This window comes from Helcococcus bovis (genome assembly GCF_046035835.1).
In the GTDB taxonomy this organism is placed as follows: Bacteria; Bacillota; Clostridia; order Tissierellales; family Peptoniphilaceae; genus Helcococcus; species Helcococcus bovis.
This window is the reverse complement of record NZ_JBFNGB010000002.1, coordinates 48,739-66,083: the sequence shown is the minus strand read 5'-3', so window position 1 is coordinate 66,083 and position 17,345 is coordinate 48,739. Positions and strand designations below refer to the sequence as shown.

General features: G+C 28.2%; 17 protein-coding genes and 1 riboswitch. Of the genes, 7 read left to right on the top strand and 10 right to left on the bottom strand.

All coding sequences use genetic code 11. The annotated features are described in order from the left end of the window. Positions 1–16: 16 nt before the first annotated feature. Positions 17–715 (bottom strand): CPBP family intramembrane glutamic endopeptidase, encoded by a 699-nt coding sequence (locus ABGF48_RS01065; protein ID WP_408104514.1) that lies wholly within the window; start codon positions 713–715, stop codon positions 17–19. Between the two features lie 201 nt (positions 716–916). On the opposite strand from ABGF48_RS01065, the gene nrdI reads away from it, so the two are divergent. The 4 genes from nrdI to ABGF48_RS01045 all read left to right on the top strand — a co-directional run bounded on the left by nrdI (position 917) and on the right by ABGF48_RS01045 (position 5,428). Beyond that, complete coding sequence (gene nrdI, locus ABGF48_RS01060) at positions 917–1,291, top strand: class Ib ribonucleoside-diphosphate reductase assembly flavoprotein NrdI (RefSeq protein WP_408104513.1); 375 nt, start codon at positions 917–919, stop codon at positions 1,289–1,291. Beyond that, the gene (gene nrdE, locus ABGF48_RS01055) at positions 1,284–3,389 is read left to right on the top strand and encodes a class 1b ribonucleoside-diphosphate reductase subunit alpha (RefSeq protein WP_408104512.1); all 2,106 of its coding nucleotides are present in this window, start codon (positions 1,284–1,286) and stop codon (positions 3,387–3,389) included. The genes nrdI and nrdE overlap by 8 nt, the downstream gene beginning before the upstream one ends. Before the next feature lie 10 nt (positions 3,390–3,399). Further along, positions 3,400–4,437, top strand: coding sequence for a class 1b ribonucleoside-diphosphate reductase subunit beta (nrdF, locus tag ABGF48_RS01050; RefSeq protein ID WP_408104511.1), 1,038 nt, complete (start codon positions 3,400–3,402; stop codon positions 4,435–4,437). Between the two features lie 136 nt (positions 4,438–4,573). Further along, a complete protein-coding gene (locus ABGF48_RS01045) occupies positions 4,574–5,428 on the top strand; it encodes a DegV family protein (protein ID WP_408104510.1) in 855 nt (284 codons plus the stop codon). A 155-nt stretch (positions 5,429–5,583) separates the two neighbouring features. On the opposite strand, the gene ABGF48_RS01040 is transcribed toward ABGF48_RS01045, so the two are convergent. The 5 genes from ABGF48_RS01040 to ABGF48_RS01020 form a co-directional block, all read right to left on the bottom strand. Then, the gene (locus ABGF48_RS01040) at positions 5,584–6,156 is read right to left on the bottom strand and encodes a xanthine phosphoribosyltransferase (RefSeq protein ID WP_408104509.1); all 573 of its coding nucleotides are present in this window, start codon (positions 6,154–6,156) and stop codon (positions 5,584–5,586) included. A 2-nt stretch (positions 6,157–6,158) separates the two neighbouring features. Beyond that, positions 6,159–7,475, bottom strand: a complete 1,317-nt coding sequence (locus tag ABGF48_RS01035; RefSeq protein ID WP_408104508.1) for a uracil-xanthine permease family protein — start codon at positions 7,473–7,475, stop codon at positions 6,159–6,161. Between the two features lie 66 nt (positions 7,476–7,541). Further along, positions 7,542–7,639, bottom strand: a riboswitch (purine riboswitch). Between the two features lie 46 nt (positions 7,640–7,685). Continuing rightward, on the bottom strand, positions 7,686–7,988 hold the full coding sequence (locus ABGF48_RS01030) for a DUF4298 domain-containing protein (RefSeq protein ID WP_408104507.1): 303 nt from the start codon (positions 7,986–7,988) through the stop codon (positions 7,686–7,688). 12 nt (positions 7,989–8,000) lie between these two features. Continuing rightward, positions 8,001–8,684, bottom strand: a complete 684-nt coding sequence (locus tag ABGF48_RS01025) for a YoaK family protein (protein WP_408104506.1) — start codon at positions 8,682–8,684, stop codon at positions 8,001–8,003. Between the two features lie 61 nt (positions 8,685–8,745). Next, complete coding sequence (locus tag ABGF48_RS01020) at positions 8,746–9,543, bottom strand: formate/nitrite transporter family protein (protein ID WP_408104505.1); 798 nt, start codon at positions 9,541–9,543, stop codon at positions 8,746–8,748. A gap of 121 nt (positions 9,544–9,664) precedes the next feature. Here ABGF48_RS01020 and ABGF48_RS01015 point away from each other — a divergent pair, with 121 nt between their 5' ends. The 3 genes from ABGF48_RS01015 to ABGF48_RS01005 are packed head-to-tail and all read left to right on the top strand — an operon-like array spanning position 9,665 to position 11,876. Next, the gene (locus ABGF48_RS01015; protein WP_408104504.1) at positions 9,665–10,603 is read left to right on the top strand and encodes an FAD:protein FMN transferase; all 939 of its coding nucleotides are present in this window, start codon (positions 9,665–9,667) and stop codon (positions 10,601–10,603) included. After that, on the top strand, positions 10,603–11,223 hold the full coding sequence (locus ABGF48_RS01010; RefSeq protein ID WP_408104503.1) for an NADPH-dependent FMN reductase: 621 nt from the start codon (positions 10,603–10,605) through the stop codon (positions 11,221–11,223). Before ABGF48_RS01015 ends, ABGF48_RS01010 begins: the two co-directional genes overlap by 1 nt. Then, positions 11,223–11,876: an NADPH-dependent FMN reductase gene (locus ABGF48_RS01005; RefSeq protein WP_408104502.1), complete on the top strand. Its 654-nt coding sequence runs from the start codon at positions 11,223–11,225 to the stop codon at positions 11,874–11,876. Before ABGF48_RS01010 ends, ABGF48_RS01005 begins: the two co-directional genes overlap by 1 nt. Before the next feature lie 144 nt (positions 11,877–12,020). Here ABGF48_RS01005 and ABGF48_RS01000 read toward each other — a convergent pair whose 3' ends face one another. From ABGF48_RS01000 to pip, 4 genes are all read right to left on the bottom strand, one after another. Then, entirely contained in the window at positions 12,021–13,562 is a 1,542-nt protein-coding gene (locus ABGF48_RS01000) for an ABC transporter transmembrane domain-containing protein (RefSeq protein WP_408104501.1), read from the bottom strand. Between the two features lie 535 nt (positions 13,563–14,097). Beyond that, positions 14,098–14,937, bottom strand: a complete 840-nt coding sequence (locus ABGF48_RS00995) for a VOC family protein (protein ID WP_408104500.1) — start codon at positions 14,935–14,937, stop codon at positions 14,098–14,100. A gap of 153 nt (positions 14,938–15,090) precedes the next feature. After that, positions 15,091–16,350, bottom strand: coding sequence for an HlyC/CorC family transporter (locus ABGF48_RS00990; protein WP_408104499.1), 1,260 nt, complete (start codon positions 16,348–16,350; stop codon positions 15,091–15,093). Between the two features lie 48 nt (positions 16,351–16,398). Then, positions 16,399–17,337, bottom strand: coding sequence for a prolyl aminopeptidase (gene pip / locus ABGF48_RS00985; RefSeq protein ID WP_408104498.1), 939 nt, complete (start codon positions 17,335–17,337; stop codon positions 16,399–16,401). Positions 17,338–17,345: the final 8 nt, after the last annotated feature.

Genomic DNA, 17,345 nt, shown 5'->3' with positions numbered 1-17,345 from the left:
AAAATAAATTAAAAATTTATATACTCAATTTTTTTATTCGCTTAAATAAAACAAAAGTAATTATAATTTCCACTAAAACAAATATTAAAAATAATATTTGCACCATTAGATGCTGTTTACTTATACCACTTAAAAGCACATAATCCCAAGTCGCATGATAAATTACAATCAATAATATATTTTTAGTGTATTTATAAACTGTTGCAAAAAATAATCCTGCAACAAAAGTGGAAATTAATTGTGATAAAACTTGATTAAATGCAAGTCCTCCCAATATATTAACTGCATGCAATAATGAAAAAGCTGATGCTGATATTATCAAGGCTTTTGTAAACCCTTTTTCTTTATGTAAATTAGTAAACACAACTCCCCTATATATAAGTTCTTCACTTATGCCTACAAGTATATCTCCAATCAAAGGTACAAAAAATGAAGTTGAAAAACTAAATTTTTTATAAATTGTAAAAATACCTATAGATAGCAACGCAGCAAATAGACAATTAAAAATAATACAATTTGACTTGTCGGTATCAATATCTGCTCTATATTTGTTATAAATTATTAAAGAAAATATAGTCAAAACAGATAAAAATGGCAATATCATCTTGATAAAGTTTGGATTACTATATTCTACACGATAAACATGTTTTGATACGAAAATACCAAGTGCCATGATAAATGTATAAATTAATAATATTTTATAAACTTTTTTCATAATTTTATATTAAGTTAATCCTTAACCCTCCTTCTTTTATATTGAATTATACCATATTTTCACCATTTAGGCATATTAAATTATCCTGCTATATAAACTATATATCGTGTTTAAATATAAAAACAGTACTATATATTGTATTTAAATCTTGAAATATAACTTTATATAGTATATAATCAGAAATAAATATTTGGAGGATATATGTATATAATAGTAGATTCAATCACCGGCAATTCAATAAAATTCGCAATTAAAACAGGATACACATACATGAAAGTCAAGGATAGAAAAAATATAAAAGAAGGAGATAAGTTTTTACTAATTACAAGATGTCAAAATTTTGGTGAAATTCCGATGAATACACAACTTCTTTTAGATAAATATCATTCCCAATGCATTGGAGTAGTGGTTTCCGGAAACAGGAATTGGGGAAAACATTTTGGCGTGTCCGGAGATCTGATTGAAAAACAATATAATATAAAGTGTATATTAAAATTTGAAGGCACAGGTTATCCTCACGAAGTTGAAATTGTAAAAAAATTTATTGAACAATATGAAAGGGAGCATAATGATTAACGAAAATACAAATATTTCACCATGGATATTACTTAATAATCAAGTGGTAGATGGTGATGGAAATATAAAAGATTTAAGTAAGGATAAAGAAGCTGCACGTTCTTACTTTTTAAATGAAGTAAATAAAAAAACTAGATTTTTTCACTCTTTAGAAGAAAAAATTGAGTATCTTACAGAAAATGATTATATTGAAAAAGAGTTTTTAGAAAAATATTCAACTGAAGAAATTAAGCAAGTTTTTGAATATGCATATTCCAAAAAATTTAGATTTCCAACATATATGGGAGCATTTAAATTTTATAATGACTATGCGCTAAAATCTAAAGATCATGCTGAAATTTTAGAAAGATATGAAGATAGACTTTCATTTATAGCACTTTATCACGCGGATGGAAATATAGAGAAAGCTATGGAATTAATAAAAAGATTAATTGCTCAAGATTTCACTCCTGCAACTCCTACATTGTTAAATACAGCAAAAAAACACAGAGGAGAATTTGTTTCTTGCTTTTTATTAGAAATAAACGACTCTCTTAATGATATCGCTAGAGCCTCTGAATTCGCAATGCAATTATCAAAAATTGGCGGTGGTGTTTCTCTACATTTATCCAATTTAAGAGCAAAAGGAGAATCAATAAAAGGACATCCAAATGCTGCAAAAGGTGTAGTTGGTGTAGCAAAATTATTAGATAATGCTTTTAGATATGCTGATCAAATGGGACAAAGACAAGGTGCAGGTGCTGCCTATCTTAATATTTTCCATGCAGATATTGAAGATTTTATTTATACAAAAAAATTAAATGCAGATGATGATATAAGACTTAAAACTCTTTCTTTAGGGGTAGTAATCCCTGATAAATTTTTAGAACTTGCTAAAGAAGATAAGGATATGTACCTATTTTATCCAAAAACTGTTTATGATGAGTATAAAATTCCATTTGGAGATTTAGCTATTCATATCGATAAATATTATGACGAAATGATAGAAAATCCAAAAATTAGAAAGAAAAAAGCAAATCCAAGAAAATTATTAGAAATGATTGCTCAAGTACAGGGAGAATCTGGATATCCTTACATCATGTATGCTGATAATGTTAATAATACAAACCCACTAAATAGAGATATAAAATTCTCTAATTTATGTACGGAAATTTTACAACCTTCAGTAGTTTCAACATATGCAGATTATGACAAAAGAGAATTAGATGAAATAGGACAAGATATTTCCTGTAATCTTGCGAGTGGACATATGACTAATATGATGAATAATAAATCAATTAAAGAAACTGTTTTTGCAGCAATGGATATTATGAATTCAGTAAGCGAAAAAACTAATTTATCATATATTCCAAGCATAGCTAAAGGAAATAATTTAATGAGATCTGTAGGTTTTGGTATCATGGGACATCATGGATATATTGCCGAAAAACAAATCTATTTTGGATCAAAAGAAGATTTAGAATTAGTCGATGTATTCTTTAACATTGTAAATTACTGGTCTTTAGTTCATTCTATGAATAAAGCAAAAGAAACTGGATTAAAATTTGATAAATTTGAAGACAGTGACTATGCTTCAGGAAAATACTTTGAAAACAGAGGTGAAATTTTACCAAATACTGAAAAGGTAAAAGAGCTGTTTGAAGGAATTTACATTCCTACTAATGAAGACTGGAAAGCACTTAAAGAAGATGTAATTAAATATGGATTGTACAATTCCAACAGACTTGCAGTAGCTCCAAATGGAAGCTCTGGCTATGTAATGAGTGCAACTCCTTCTATCACACCAATTAAACAATTAATAGAAGAAAGAACTTATGGAAATTCAAAGTCCTACTTCCCTGCTCCAGCACTAGATAAATCATTACACTACTATACAACAGCATATGAAATGAATAAATACAAAATCATTGATGTAATAGCAACTGCTCAAAAACATGTTGATCAAGGGATTTCATTTGAATTATGTATAACAAGTGATTTAACAACTAGAGATTTACAAAGATTTTATCTATATGCACATTATCAAGGAATTAAGACACTTTATTACACAAGAACTCAAAAACTAAAAGTAACAGAATGTGAAGCTTGTTCAATTTAAGGAGATAATTATGACACATATTTACACAGGTGCAAACTGGAATAACAATGATGACGAATTTACACAGCTATTTTATCAACAAAATTTATCACAATTTTGGAGACCTGAGGACATTTCCCTACAATCCGACTTAAATGTATGGAATACTCTTCCAGATCATGTCAAAAAGGCATATGTTAGAAATTTACAAGTTTTGACATTTTTAGATACTTATCAAGGTGATATTGGAATGCCAGTCGTTTCTCGTTCATTAGATGAAGATCAACACCAAAGAAAAGCTATTATAAACTTCATGGCTGCAATGGAAAATGCTGTTCATGCAAAGTCATATTCAAATATTTTTATGACATATTTAAATGGTACAGAAATAGATGATTTATTCAAATGGGGTGAAAATAACAAGGAACTTCAAGCGTTTCTAAACTTAATAGTCGGACAATATAAAGAACTAGATAAATTAACTTATGAAAAAAACTATGGATTGAAAAAAATAGATCCATTAAAATTTAAAATCGCTCAATATAAAGCTTGTGTTGCATCTACATTTTTAGAAACATATTTATTCTATTCAGGATTTTACTATCCTCTATACTTCTACGGACAAGGTAAATTAATGCAAGCGGGAGAAATTATAAATTTAATTTTAAGAGATGAATCCATACACGGTGTTTATATCGGAAGAATTGCCATAGAACTATATGAAGAATTTGATGAAAAATTACAAAAAAAATTACATTCTTGGGCAATGGATTTAATGAGCAAACTTTATGGACATCAATTAACACTAATTGAAGATATATATGATGAAGTAGATCTCTCACATGATGTTAAGGTATTTGTCCGTTACAATGCAAACAAAGCCCTAATGAACATCGGATTTGATCCATATTTTGAATATGAAGAGGTAAATCCCGTTGTATTAAACGGTCTTAATACCGAAACTAAAACTATGGATAATTTTTCAATGAAGGGGAATGGTTATCAAAAAATGGTTACTGAGTCAATTAAGAATGAAGATTTTGAATTTAAGAGACCAAAAATTAAATAATAACAAAATAGTTATATTTTATAAACTACTTAAAAACACTAAAATTGTGGGGATTTAATTTGTTCATTAAATCCCCACAATTGATTTATATAATATACTAGATTATAATATTTATAACATAATTAAAGGAGGTTTGATGAAAAAGATAATATTAAGTGCTGATTCTACCTGTGATTTATCATCTGATTTATTAGAAAAATATAACATTAATACATTGCCATTATACATTAATTTAGATGATAAAGAATACAAGGATATGATAGACATAAATCCGGATTTTATATATGAATACTACGAAAATAATAAAGTTTTACCTAAAACAGCAGCTCCAAGTATTGGAGATTATCTAAAACATTTTGGAAAATGGGATTCAAGCGAATATGACATTATCCATATAAGTATTGGATCTGGTATTTCCGCTTCATATCAAAATGCATCTTTGGCAGCAAATGAATTAGATAATGTAAATATAATTGACTCAAAATCACTTTCTACAGGCTCAGGAGCTTTATTAATTGAAGCATTTGAAATGATTAATGATGGTAAATCTAAAGACGAAATTATAAAAAATATAGAAGCTTTAAGAGAAAAATTAGATGTAAGTTTTGTTATTGATTCTCTAACTTATTTAAGAGAAGGCGGAAGATTATCTGCTTTACAAGCTTTTGGTGCTAATTTACTAAATATTAAACCAAGTATATTTGTTTCATCAGAAAAAAATGGACAAATGGATGTGGGAAACAAATATAGAGGTAATATTAGCAAAGTTTTTTCTAAATTTTTTAAGGATAAATTATACAATAGAGATGACATAGATTTAAGAAGAATATATCTTACTCATTCAGGTGCCGATGAATCTGACATTGAACTTGCTAAAAACACTATACTATCTCTAAATAATTTTGAAGAAGTAATTATAAATAAAACAAGTTGTACGATATCTTCACATTGTGGAAGAAATACTTTTGGGATAATTTTCTTAAAGAAATAGGTTAAAATTCACTAAAAAATTATAATTAATAAAAATCCCAACCTTTTTATCTTTTATAGACAAAAAGGTTGGGATTTTTTTAATATATAATAATATAAAAGGCTGGAAGCCTTATTAATTCTTCTAACCTTCAATATTCATATCTATAAAATTTACTATCTCTCAAAAACTACTTTCCCGTCTTTGAATTCTTTTATCATTGCTTGGCTATAAACTTCATATCCTTTTTCTCTATAAAGTTTACCACCTTCTTGGAATGATTTTTCTATCGCTATCCCTATACCTTCAATTTTAGATCCTGATTGATCACATAAGTCTATTAATCCACCTAAAGCTTTCCCATTTGCTAGAAAATCATCGATTATCAAAACATTATCATTTTCTGTTAAATATTTTTTTTCAACTCTTATTTCGTATTCTCTATCCTTAGTAAATGAATACACTGTACTTTTCCAAGCATCATCCACTAAAGTTTTTGAAGCGATTTTTTTCGCAAATACCATTGGAACTTTGAAAAAAAATGCTGTTGTAAGTGCTATTCCTATTCCTGAAACTTCAAGAGTTAAAACTTTTGTAATTTTTTTATACTTAAACTTTTCATAAAAATCTTCTCCCATCTTCATGAATAAGTTTGGATCTACTTGATGATTTAAAAAATTATCAACTTTTAAAATATTTCCTGATAAAACTCTTCCATGTTTTTCAATCATTTCTTCTAACAATTTCATTATTATTCCTTCTTTCTATCCTTTAATATAATATTTAATATAAGCGCAACTAGTGTACCCGTTGAAATCCCTGAAGATAAAATCATTTTCAATGCTTCTGGTAATCCATTTAGAATTTCGGGTTTTACTGTTACACCAATTCCTAGTGCGAATGCTACTGAAATTATAAGCAACTCTCTATCTCCTAGTTTAATAGTAGATAATGTCTTTACCCCTTGTGCTGCAACTAGTCCAAACATTATGATGCCCACTCCACCTAAAACTGGTTGAGGCATTACTGAAATTAATGCACTTAATTTTGGAAATACACCTAATAATGTCAAGATTATACCTGCGATAATCATAACATATCTACTTGCAACTTTTGTTAATGTGATTAATCCAACATTTTGTGAAAATGATGTATTTGGACCTGCTCCAAATAATCCTGAAATCATTGACCCTATACCATCTGCTAAAACTCCATTTGCAACTCTATCACTTGAAAGTTTTACTTTTGACGCTTCCCCTATCGCCATCATAATACCTGTTGTACCAATTGTAGAAACAACAAATGCTGGTACAAATGATAATGTTGATGATAAATCAAATTTTATTCCGTTTCCTAAAATATTTGGAATTGCAATCCATGATGCATCAGCAACCGGCTTTAAATCTACCATATTTAACGGTAAGCAAATTAAATAACCAAATACCATTCCTATAAATACGGCTGCGGATGACCAAATTCCTTTTCCATAATGGTTTAAAAATATAGTAAATATCATAATTACAAATGCAACACCTAAATTTCGCAATGATCCATATGTAGCTGATCCTACTCCTCCAGCTGCCCAATCAACACTAACTGGCAATAGTGTTATTCCGATAAGTGATACAACTGTTCCTGTAATTAATGGTGGGAAAAATTTGATAATTTTCTTTATAAATCTACTTAAAATAATTTCAACGAATGATCCTGTAATTGTAGCTCCTATAATTCCTGCTATACCAAATTTAGCCCCAACACTTATAGATGGGTTTACAAATGTAAAGTCTGTACCCATCATACCTGACACTCTTGAACCAATTTTCCATACTCCTTTTGACTGCAAAATAGTTGTCAATCCTGATGCGAATATTGTTGCTGAAACCATAACCGAAGTTGTGGCAACATCAAATTTTAATGCTGAACAAACAACTAATGGCACAGCAATTATTCCTGCGAATGCAGCTAAAATGTGTTGCAAAGCAAGTATAATACTTACTCCCATAGGTGGTTTAGAATCGATTGAATAAATTAATTCATCTTCATTCTTACTATTTAATTGTTCTTTCATATAATTCCTCCAAAAAATATTTAAAAACAAAAAAGATTTTCTCACGTTTTGAGTTAGAAAATCTTTAAAATGTCAATTCTAACTCATAGACTATAATTATAGGTTATAGGTAGATACGCCCTACCATATTAAGGGCTTATATGAGTTTAATATTCTTTTTTGTAATTATTTCTACTATGATAACACAGTAATTTTATGTTTTCAATATTTTTAATGATTTTTGATAAATTTTGTTGATAATTCTAGCATTTGAACTGTTGCATCATAATAATCTGCCATCAAATTGTAAATGCCATCTTCTGACAAAACACCTCTATTTAAGTCATCAGGAATTAATCCCGATTCATCATCTAATAAATCTTGATGTCTTTGATCACTATAATAATATTCATTTAGTTCACTATAGTTTTCAAAGTTTTCTTCTAAGTAGGTTAAAATTTCCTTTAATTGACTTAATTTTTCTTCATGTTCATTTAATATATTTTCCATTTTTGTGATGTATTCGTATTTCATATTATCCACTCTTTATTCTTTAATTTCCGCACTTCTTAGATATAGGAAAAATGTACCGCACAGTATATACAATAATCCAAAGACTATATATTCATGCTCTAAAGTCTCAGTTATATAATACCCTAAAAATCCTCCAAGTATAAATGCACATATTGACTTTATATAAAATAACATATATCTAAATTGTTTTTTTTCTCCCTTTATATATTGCCCAAAAGAAAATCCCGCATCAGTGATATATCCAGTAATATGGCTTGTTCTTACAGTTACTCCCTTGTAATTAATAAACAATCCATTTTGTAATCCCATCCAAAACGTTATTAAATACAGTGCCTTAAATCCTATATTGATATATTGTAATAATATCAATACAATTCCTCCTGAAATAAGTATCCAAGCATATCTTCGCTTTGGCAATTTTACTTTTTTATGAAATAACATTCCAGATATTGTAGCTCCTATAAAGAAGAAAATTATCAATGAAAAAAATCGATATGATGGTATATTTCCTTGAAAATTACTTAATGCCACCCAACTTCCATTTCCCGTATGATGTGTAACAGTAGCTCCAAATGTCTTTATGGCATATACATTCATAATCCCCGAAAGTAAAGTAATCCAATATATCCAAAGTTTAAATTTTGTATGTGACTTACTAATTATTTCTCTTTCTAAAGTTGTTTGTTCTTTTTTCATAAACGCTCCAAATAAAAAAGTTAGATTACATAATCTAACTCTCTTTATTCTTTTAAATTAACTAGTCTTTGTAAAGTACATCTTTGTTATTTAACCATGCATATCCAAATCCTAAAATTAGTCCACCACCAACGAAGTTTCCTAAAAATGCGAATGTCCATTGTCTTATTACATTAATTACATTTAATCCAACTACATTCTTACCATATTCTGAAAATCCTACTAGTGAGAATGATCCAAAGTTAGCAATCACGTGATCTAATCCTAAATATACAAACATGAATATTGCTGACAAGATAATTCCTACTTTTGCATTTTCATCTTTTACTAGCATGAATGCTATAATAGCAATATTTACAAATACATTTGCCAATATACCACCACTCATAATTTCTGAACTGCTATGTGATAATTTTCCTTGTACAATTTGAACTAACATACTTGAATCTTTTAATGAATGTAGCACTGATGTATTACTTACCAATATACCTATAGCAACCGCTCCAACTAAATTGAAAAATGTACATACAAGTAAAATCTTTAAAGCACTACCTAATTTTATTTTTTTCAAATATGCACCTGCAGTTAAATACATCATATTTGATGTAGCTAATTCTGCATTTAAGAATAATATATAAATAAGTCCCCATGAAAATAAAAATGCATACATGAATTTCCCGATATTTGGATGAATTGTATTTAAATAATCTGCAGCTACAACCCCTGCTAATGTTGTCATTGCAAGTGATCCACCTGCAAAAATTGATCTTAAAGCATATCTAGCAACACTTTTTTCAACTAAATCAACTTTTTTATTGCAATTATAAGTAATCTTTTCTATAAATAATGACTCTTTCATTTAATCTCCTATTTATTAGTTATTTTTTTGACTATTATAGTTTATCATCTTTAATAAATTTTGTAAATAAGACTTTATATTTATCTCTTATTTATATTATAATAATAAATGGAGTAATTTTATGAAATATGATGAAATAAATATTTCACTAATGGGTACCAAAATTCATGTGAAAATTTTACATGAAAATCCCAGTGAAATCTTAACACAATGTAATAAAATGTTAAATGAATTTAATGAAAGATATACCATTTACAATAATAATTCAGAATTAATGAATGTAAACTTAAATGCTCACATTCATCCTATAAAAGTTAAAGAGGACTTATTTGAATTAATAAAATTGTGCAAAATACATAGCGTAGACGAAAATAGCAATTTAAATATTTGTATTGGTCCAATTGTTAAATTATGGAACATCGGATTTGACAACGCAAAAATTCCTTCAAAAGAAGAATTGGATGAAAAATTAAAACTTGTAAATCCTAATGATTTAATTCTAGATGAAGAAAACAAGACAATATTTTTCAATAAAGAAGGAATGGAGATTGATTTAGGAGCTGTTGCTAAAGGATATTTTGCAGATAAAATTTTAGATTACCTAAAATCTGAAAATGTGTTATCAGCCATCATAGACCTTGGCGGTAACATTCTAACTCATGGATTCAATTTGGAAAGTCCAGATATAAACTGGAAAATCGGATTACAAGATGCCGACTTACCTCGTGGTAATCATCTTATGATGCTTGAAATCAATGATTTATCAATTGTTACATCAGGAATATATGAGAGAAAATTAGTTATAAACGGAAAGAATTACCATCATATTTTTGATTCAAAAACAGGATATCCTATTGAAACAGATATGACTAGTATTTCGATAATTTCAAAAAAGTCGGTCGACTGTGAAATTTGGTCATCCAAACTTTTCGGAAAGTCTTTTGATGAAATAGAAAAAATTTGTTTATCAGAAAAACATATAGAAGCAATCGCTCAATATAAAAATAGTGAAATTAAGTTTACCAAAGGCATACATAAATACATTTTGGGGAGGAAATAATGATTAAGCTTGTAGGAATTGTTGGTACAAATAATCAAGATTCAACAAATAGAAAACTTTTAGAATATATACAAACTCAATTTTTTTACAAAGTAGATGTGGAATTGATTGAAATTAAGGATGTTCCTTTGATTGATTATAGGGAAGGAAATGACATTCCTGCTGTAGTAATGAATATATCAAATAAAATCGAAAATGCTGATGGTGTAATAATTGCAACACCTGAATATGACCACTCACCTACAGCTGCTTTACTAAACCTATTGTCATGGTTATCATATAAAATTCATCCTTTATATAAAAAACCGGTAATGATAGTTGGTGCATCTTACGGAGCACTTGGATCATCAAGAGCTCAATACATGTTAAGACAAATCTTGAAATCTCCAGAACTTGCAGCTAGAGTGTTAAGTTCTGAATATTTGCTTCCATATTCTAGAAAAGCATTTGATGAAATGGGAGATTTAAGAGGTAGAGAAAAAATTCAAGAAATGGAAAATATTTTTGAAGAATTTTTAGCATTTGTTGATTTCGTTAATAAATCAAATGCTGAAAATCTAATCGATATTCACGATTTTGACAACTTCAAATGGGATTCAATTAAGGAGGAGGAAAAATAATGAAATTTGTAGGAATTGCCGGATCAATTTCGGATAAATCATATAATAGAATGCTTTTAGATTATGCAAAATTCATTTTCAATGACGTGGTAGAAATTGAAATTTTGGACATAAAAGATATTCCATTATTTAACCAAGACTTAAATCAAGAAGACTATCCAAAAATCCAAGAATTAGCTGATAAAATCGAAGCTTCTGATGGTGTAATTATGGTAACACCTGAGCACAACTACACAATAACAGCATTATTAAAGAGCATTATTGAATGGTTTTCCTTCAAGGTTCATCCTTTAAGAAATAAACCAGTTATGATTTTAGGTGCTTCTTATACTGAACAAGGCACTTCAAGAGCCCAACTACACTTAAGACAAATCTTAGATTCTCCAGGAGTTGACGCATTTGTAATGCCAGGGAATGAATTCTTATTATCAAATGTTAGAGAAAAATTTGATGAAGATGGCACACTTATTCACGAACAAACTGCAGACTACTTAGAACACTGTCTTCTAAGATTTATGAAATATGCAGAACTAATAAAAAACCTAGATATCGACAATATAGAAAGTAAATTTACTTTAACTCTTAAAGCCGGCGGATATGTAAATATAGATGATCCATATTCAGATGGTACAGCTGGGGCTTCAGAGTATTAAAATAAAAAATAAAGAGATTCCACTTACGGCACTAGTCCTCGGAGCTTGAACTTAACTCCATAATATTGATTTTGATTTTTCAACTTTTTAAGGAGGTCAGTTAAACTGTCGCTCCTGCGGACTAGTGCAGCTAGTGGGATTCTTTTATTTCTTAAATTTATACACTTCATCAAACATTCTTAAATATTCTTCATCATTATTATGAGTAACTATTATTATGGTCTTATTAGTTTTCAATAATAATTTCGTCAATTCTATTTCACTATTTTTATCAATATTTGCAAAAAATTCATCTAAAATTATTATTGGCTTATAGGAATTTATCGCTCTAGCAATATTCACTCTAGCTTTTTCTCCCATACTCAATCCATTTATATCTTTAGATTTTAAACTTTCAATGATTTGTAAACTTTCAAAATTAAGTTCATTATTCGGATTTGAAATTTTAATATTTTCCAAAGCACTATCATTTAATACAAATAAATTTGATAGATACATTAAAATGTCGTTTGTATTTATGGTATTTATATCAATTCCATCTATAAAAATTTGATTGTCACTATTATTAAGTTTTTTAGATAATAGCTTCATTACAGTAGATTTTCCACTACCATTTTCACCGATAATTGCATATTTTTTTCCTTTTGAAAATGTTATATTAATACCATTCATACTAAAATCATTAATTGAATAGCTTAAATTTTTCAATTCTATTTTTTCAAAATTGACAATTTTTTCTTTTAGTAAATCTTCATTCTTGTCTTCAAGATAAAAATCCAGTTTATCGATGATTTTTGAAGATGATTTTATGGTAATAATCAAATAAATCATATCTCTTATAGGAATTGCAACTAAATCAACAAATCCGATAAGTGCTATGAATGAGCCTATTTCCATCATTCCCATTGATACGATTACAATACCAATTATAAATGTAACTATGTTGATAAAATAAAGCGAACCGCCTGAAAAAATATTTGTAAATGAAATATATTTCACTAAATCATACACACTCATTTCATGTTCAACATTATATTTATCAAATTTTTTCACGAATTCTTCACTTGTGTTATAGTCAAAAATTTCCTTGCCTTCCATTAAATTTTCAAATATAGATACAAATTCAGCATTTTTATCACTTTCAGCCCTTCTCTTGTCTTTCATCTTTTCCCCAACGATTTTAGGAATGAAAAATGAAATTGCTGAGCTTATAATAATTGCAATTGTTAAAATCCAACTTAAATAAAACATGTACGCTATGTAAACTAAAAATGAAATAATACTAATATATAGGGAAATGTAGCAATAAATGTAATTTTCATAAATTGTTTCAGTATCTCTAATTATGGAATTTATAATATCTCCAGTAGTTTTTTGATTTAACTTTTTCGCATTCATTTTGGTAATGGATTCAAATACTTTTCCTTTAATATCTATGGAATACTTAGCTCCAAACCATCCAATGCTTATTTTCTTCTTGTATTCAAAAAGTAAGAATAATAATATTGAAAGTATGTACAATGTCCCATATCCAAGCGCTGTTTGTAAATTCAAATTTTTATAATTATCAATTACTAATTTAGTGCAAATCGGGATTAAAGAAATAAACAATATACTCAAAAATGTGTACAAAACAATCTTAAATACTGATTTTTTATTATTCGATATGTAATTTTTTATATTCATATTTAATCCTTTTATTGTTATTTTTTCTTTATATATTTTATATTAAAGTTAATTAAAAATAAAGAGTTTCCACTTACGGCACTAGTCCTCGGAGCTTGAACTAACCTCCTTAAAGTTGATTTTAATTTTCAACTTTAAGGAGGTCAGTTCAACTTTCGCTCTTGCGGAGGTGCATAAGTGGAACCCTTTATTTTTTTATGTATAAAAGTATGAATTATCTCAATTAAAAGAAAATTCAAAAAGAGATAATAAAATTTTTGCTAAAAATGTCCGCAAAAATTCGATTTTAAAATAAGCGATAACAAAATTTCAATGTAAAATTATCTCAAAATAGAAAATTTCTAAAATGCGATAAAAATCAAACCGAAAAAATTACCCACAAAATTAAAATATTAAAATAAGCGATAATTTTTCAATAAAAAATAGTACCCACAATAATTAAAAATAAAAAAATGAGATAAAAAAATAAAGAATCCCACGCAGGCACCTCCGCAGCTCCATCAGAGCGAGGACTAGTGCCGTCAGTGGGATTCCTTTATTTTTTTATTTTAACAACAATGTTTTGATTATCTTTTATTTTCAATTCATTTTCATTTTGAGATAAAATATTATCTGAATTTTCAAAATTTTCTACAACTAAATCAAAGTCTTCTTCTGATACTTTAATTGTAAACTCCTTCAAGCCCATGTCATCTTCATTTCTTAATTCCATTCCTCTTGAGTTCCAAATATTTAATGCTATATCGTGATGATATTCTCCAGATGCCATAAATACAGCTTGTTTAGGAAATTCAAACTTTTTATCAAATCCTAATTTTTCTAAGTAAAAACTTGATGTATCATCTAAATCTCTGATTGATAAGTGCATATGTCCTATTTTAGTCCCTACTGAAATCTTTTGTGGTAAATCGATTGTTTTTTTTGATAATAATCCCCTGAGATCTAAAGGTTCTGTAGCTCCTACTATTTCACCATTTTCTCTTATATCCCATTCATATTTTGGCTTATCTACATAAATTTCTATACCATTTCCTTCTGGGTCATTTAAATATAATGCTTCGCTATATCCATGATCGGCAGCTCCGTAGATTTCAACATTATTACTTAAAAGAGAAAATAATTCATTAGACAATGATTCTCTATTTGGCACTAAATATGCAATATGATAGAGTCCTGTTACATTTTTATTTAAATTCCCTTCTTTTTTTATTAATTTTAAAAATGCATTATTTTCCACACCTAAAATAGCGTATTTGTCAGTTTTTTCAATAATGCTAAATCCAATGCTTTTATTATAATAATTTACCATCTCATCTAAATTTTGTACGTTCAGTACAGCCTGTGTAATTTCAATTCTATTTTTTAATTTATTCATTATTACTCCCTTTTTATTTATAGAGTATAATATACCCCGTAGGAGTAATTAGAAACATCACAAATATTATAAATAAAAAATCCCACGCAGGCACCTCCGCAGGAGATTTTGCTCCGAGGACTAGTTCCGTCATTAGGAATGCTTTATTTTACTTTATTTTATCTTTTTTATAATTATCTTTTCAATCCTATTTCCATCAACTTCTTTTACTGTAAATCTTAAGTTTTCAAAAATGAATGAGTCTCCAAAATGCGGCATTTTATCTAACATTTCTACGACAAATCCAGCAAGAGTATTTGAGCTATATTCTTCTGAATCAGAAATTTTTAAGTATTCAAATATTTTATCAAGTGAACATCTTCCACTCACTTCATAAATTTTATTTCTTTCCAAAACTTTTATTTCTGATTCTACCTCATCAGATTCGTCCCAAATTTCTCCAACCAACTCTTCAAGGATATCTTCCATTGTCACAATACCTTCAAGTCCCCCATGTTCGTCTATTATTGCAGCCATATGTTTCTTTTCTTTCTGCATTAATTTAAGCAATTCGGAAAGTTTAAGCATTCCTGGAATATACAAAATTTCTGAAATAATTGAGTTTATCGTTAAATCTAATTCTCCTCTTTCTTTTCTTCTCAAATATTTATGGAAATCTCTTTCTAAAATAATTCCCAAAACTTTATCAACAGTTTCTTCATAAACTATTAATCTTGAATATGAATATTCTTCAAATGTTTCTTCAATTTCTTGATCTGTGTCATTTATTTCAACCCCAATTATATCAACTCTAGGAATTAAAATACTTGAAACACTTACATCATCAAATTCAACAGCAGCTTTAACAAGTATATGCTCGTCATCTTCAATACTTCCGCCAACTTTTGCTTCATCTATATAAGTCAATAACTCTTCTTCACTAATTGAGTGATCTACATTTACCTTAACAATTCTTCTTATAAATTTTTGCCATTGAGATAACGCCCATATTACCGGTCTTAAAATTAACATCAAAAATGAAAGTGGTTTAGTAAATTTAACCGCTAATGTTTCAGGCATAATTTTCGCAATCAACTTAGGTGTAATTTCTCCTAAAATCAATAATAATACTGTAGTAAATACAGTTGAGATTAACGCACCATATATAGGGAAAATCTTAACAAAAAATAATGTAGCAACTGCCGAACTTCCAATATTTACAATATTATTACCTATTAATATAGTTGAAAGTAAATCATCATATTTTTTATTCATATCTAAAGTCTTCTTAACTTTAGTATCCCCTTCTTTTAATCTTGTTTTTAATTTTGCAACTCTCAAAGATGTAAATGCAGTCTCTGAAGCTGAGAAAAATGCTGATAGTATAACACAAACAAAAAATAGTATTATACTATATATCTGATCAGAATCCATTGATTCGTATTCCTCCTTATTTTATTAATCTAATAAATTATATCACAATTATTCAAATAATTGTTTAAATTTGTGTGTAGCTTTTATTAATTCATTTGTTGTTTCTTCTTCTATCGAGCTATGTCCTGCTATTGTAAATATCAATTCTGAATTATCAAGTTCCTTATCTAATAAATATGCTCCTATTGGTCTACAATCAACATCATATCTTCCGTGTACGATTACAGTAGGAATGTCTTTAATCTTAAAGGCGTTGTCTAAAATATAATTTTCCGGCATGAAGAAATCATAATAGAAATAGTGACATTCCATAATGGCAATTGCCAAATCTCCATCAGATACCTCTTCTGGTAATTCTTTTGGATATAGAGAAACTATCGAGCCTTCAAAATCTGCGAATTGCTTTGCATATTTCTTTTGAATTTCTTTATCTTCTGAAGTTAATTTTTCATAGTATGAATTAATTAAATTTTCCTTTTCTTTTTCGGTAAAATTCGCTGTAAATTTTTCAAATAAATCCGGGAAGAATGAATCACTTCCTTTTTGATATAACCAATCAGAATCTTCCTTTCTTCCTAAAAATACCCCTCTAAGGATGATACCTAAAACTTTATCTGGATGATTTATAGCATAATAAAGTGAAAGAGTTGTCCCCCACGAACCACCAAATAATACCCATTTATCAATATTTAAGTGTTCACGAATCTTTTCCATGTCATCACTTAAATCTTTAGTTGTATTATTTTTCAACTCTAAGAATGGCTTACTTTTCCCACATCCTCTTTGGTCGATAGTGATTATTCTATAAAATTCCGGATCGAAAAATCTATTTCCAAGAGTTCCGCATCCACCTCCAGGTCCACCATGAACATAAACTATTGGCTTTCCATCTTTATTTCCACTTTCTGAATAATAAATTTCGTGAATTTCATCTACTTTCAAATAGCCTTCATTGTATGGCTCTAATTTATTAAATAATTTATACATTTTAACTC

Bases quoted from the DNA above. Each gene is read 5' to 3' on its own strand.
- ABGF48_RS01065 (WP_408104514.1), bottom strand. From the start codon at position 715: ATGAAAAAAGTTTATAAAATATTATTAATTTATACATTTATCATGGCA.
- nrdI (WP_408104513.1), top strand. From the start codon at position 917: ATGTATATAATAGTAGATTCAATCACCGGCAATTCAATAAAATTCGCA.
- nrdE (WP_408104512.1), top strand. From the start codon at position 1,284: ATGATTAACGAAAATACAAATATTTCACCATGGATATTACTTAATAAT.
- nrdF (WP_408104511.1), top strand. From the start codon at position 3,400: ATGACACATATTTACACAGGTGCAAACTGGAATAACAATGATGACGAA.
- ABGF48_RS01045 (WP_408104510.1), top strand. From the start codon at position 4,574: ATGAAAAAGATAATATTAAGTGCTGATTCTACCTGTGATTTATCATCT.
- ABGF48_RS01040 (WP_408104509.1), bottom strand. From the start codon at position 6,156: ATGAAATTGTTAGAAGAAATGATTGAAAAACATGGAAGAGTTTTATCA.
- ABGF48_RS01035 (WP_408104508.1), bottom strand. From the start codon at position 7,475: ATGAAAGAACAATTAAATAGTAAGAATGAAGATGAATTAATTTATTCA.
- ABGF48_RS01030 (WP_408104507.1), bottom strand. From the start codon at position 7,988: ATGAAATACGAATACATCACAAAAATGGAAAATATATTAAATGAACAT.
- ABGF48_RS01025 (WP_408104506.1), bottom strand. From the start codon at position 8,684: ATGAAAAAAGAACAAACAACTTTAGAAAGAGAAATAATTAGTAAGTCA.
- ABGF48_RS01020 (WP_408104505.1), bottom strand. From the start codon at position 9,543: ATGAAAGAGTCATTATTTATAGAAAAGATTACTTATAATTGCAATAAA.
- ABGF48_RS01015 (WP_408104504.1), top strand. From the start codon at position 9,665: ATGAAATATGATGAAATAAATATTTCACTAATGGGTACCAAAATTCAT.
- ABGF48_RS01010 (WP_408104503.1), top strand. From the start codon at position 10,603: ATGATTAAGCTTGTAGGAATTGTTGGTACAAATAATCAAGATTCAACA.
- ABGF48_RS01005 (WP_408104502.1), top strand. From the start codon at position 11,223: ATGAAATTTGTAGGAATTGCCGGATCAATTTCGGATAAATCATATAAT.
- ABGF48_RS01000 (WP_408104501.1), bottom strand. From the start codon at position 13,562: ATGAATATAAAAAATTACATATCGAATAATAAAAAATCAGTATTTAAG.
- ABGF48_RS00995 (WP_408104500.1), bottom strand. From the start codon at position 14,937: ATGAATAAATTAAAAAATAGAATTGAAATTACACAGGCTGTACTGAAC.
- ABGF48_RS00990 (WP_408104499.1), bottom strand. From the start codon at position 16,350: ATGGATTCTGATCAGATATATAGTATAATACTATTTTTTGTTTGTGTT.
- pip (WP_408104498.1), bottom strand. From the start codon at position 17,337: ATGTATAAATTATTTAATAAATTAGAGCCATACAATGAAGGCTATTTG.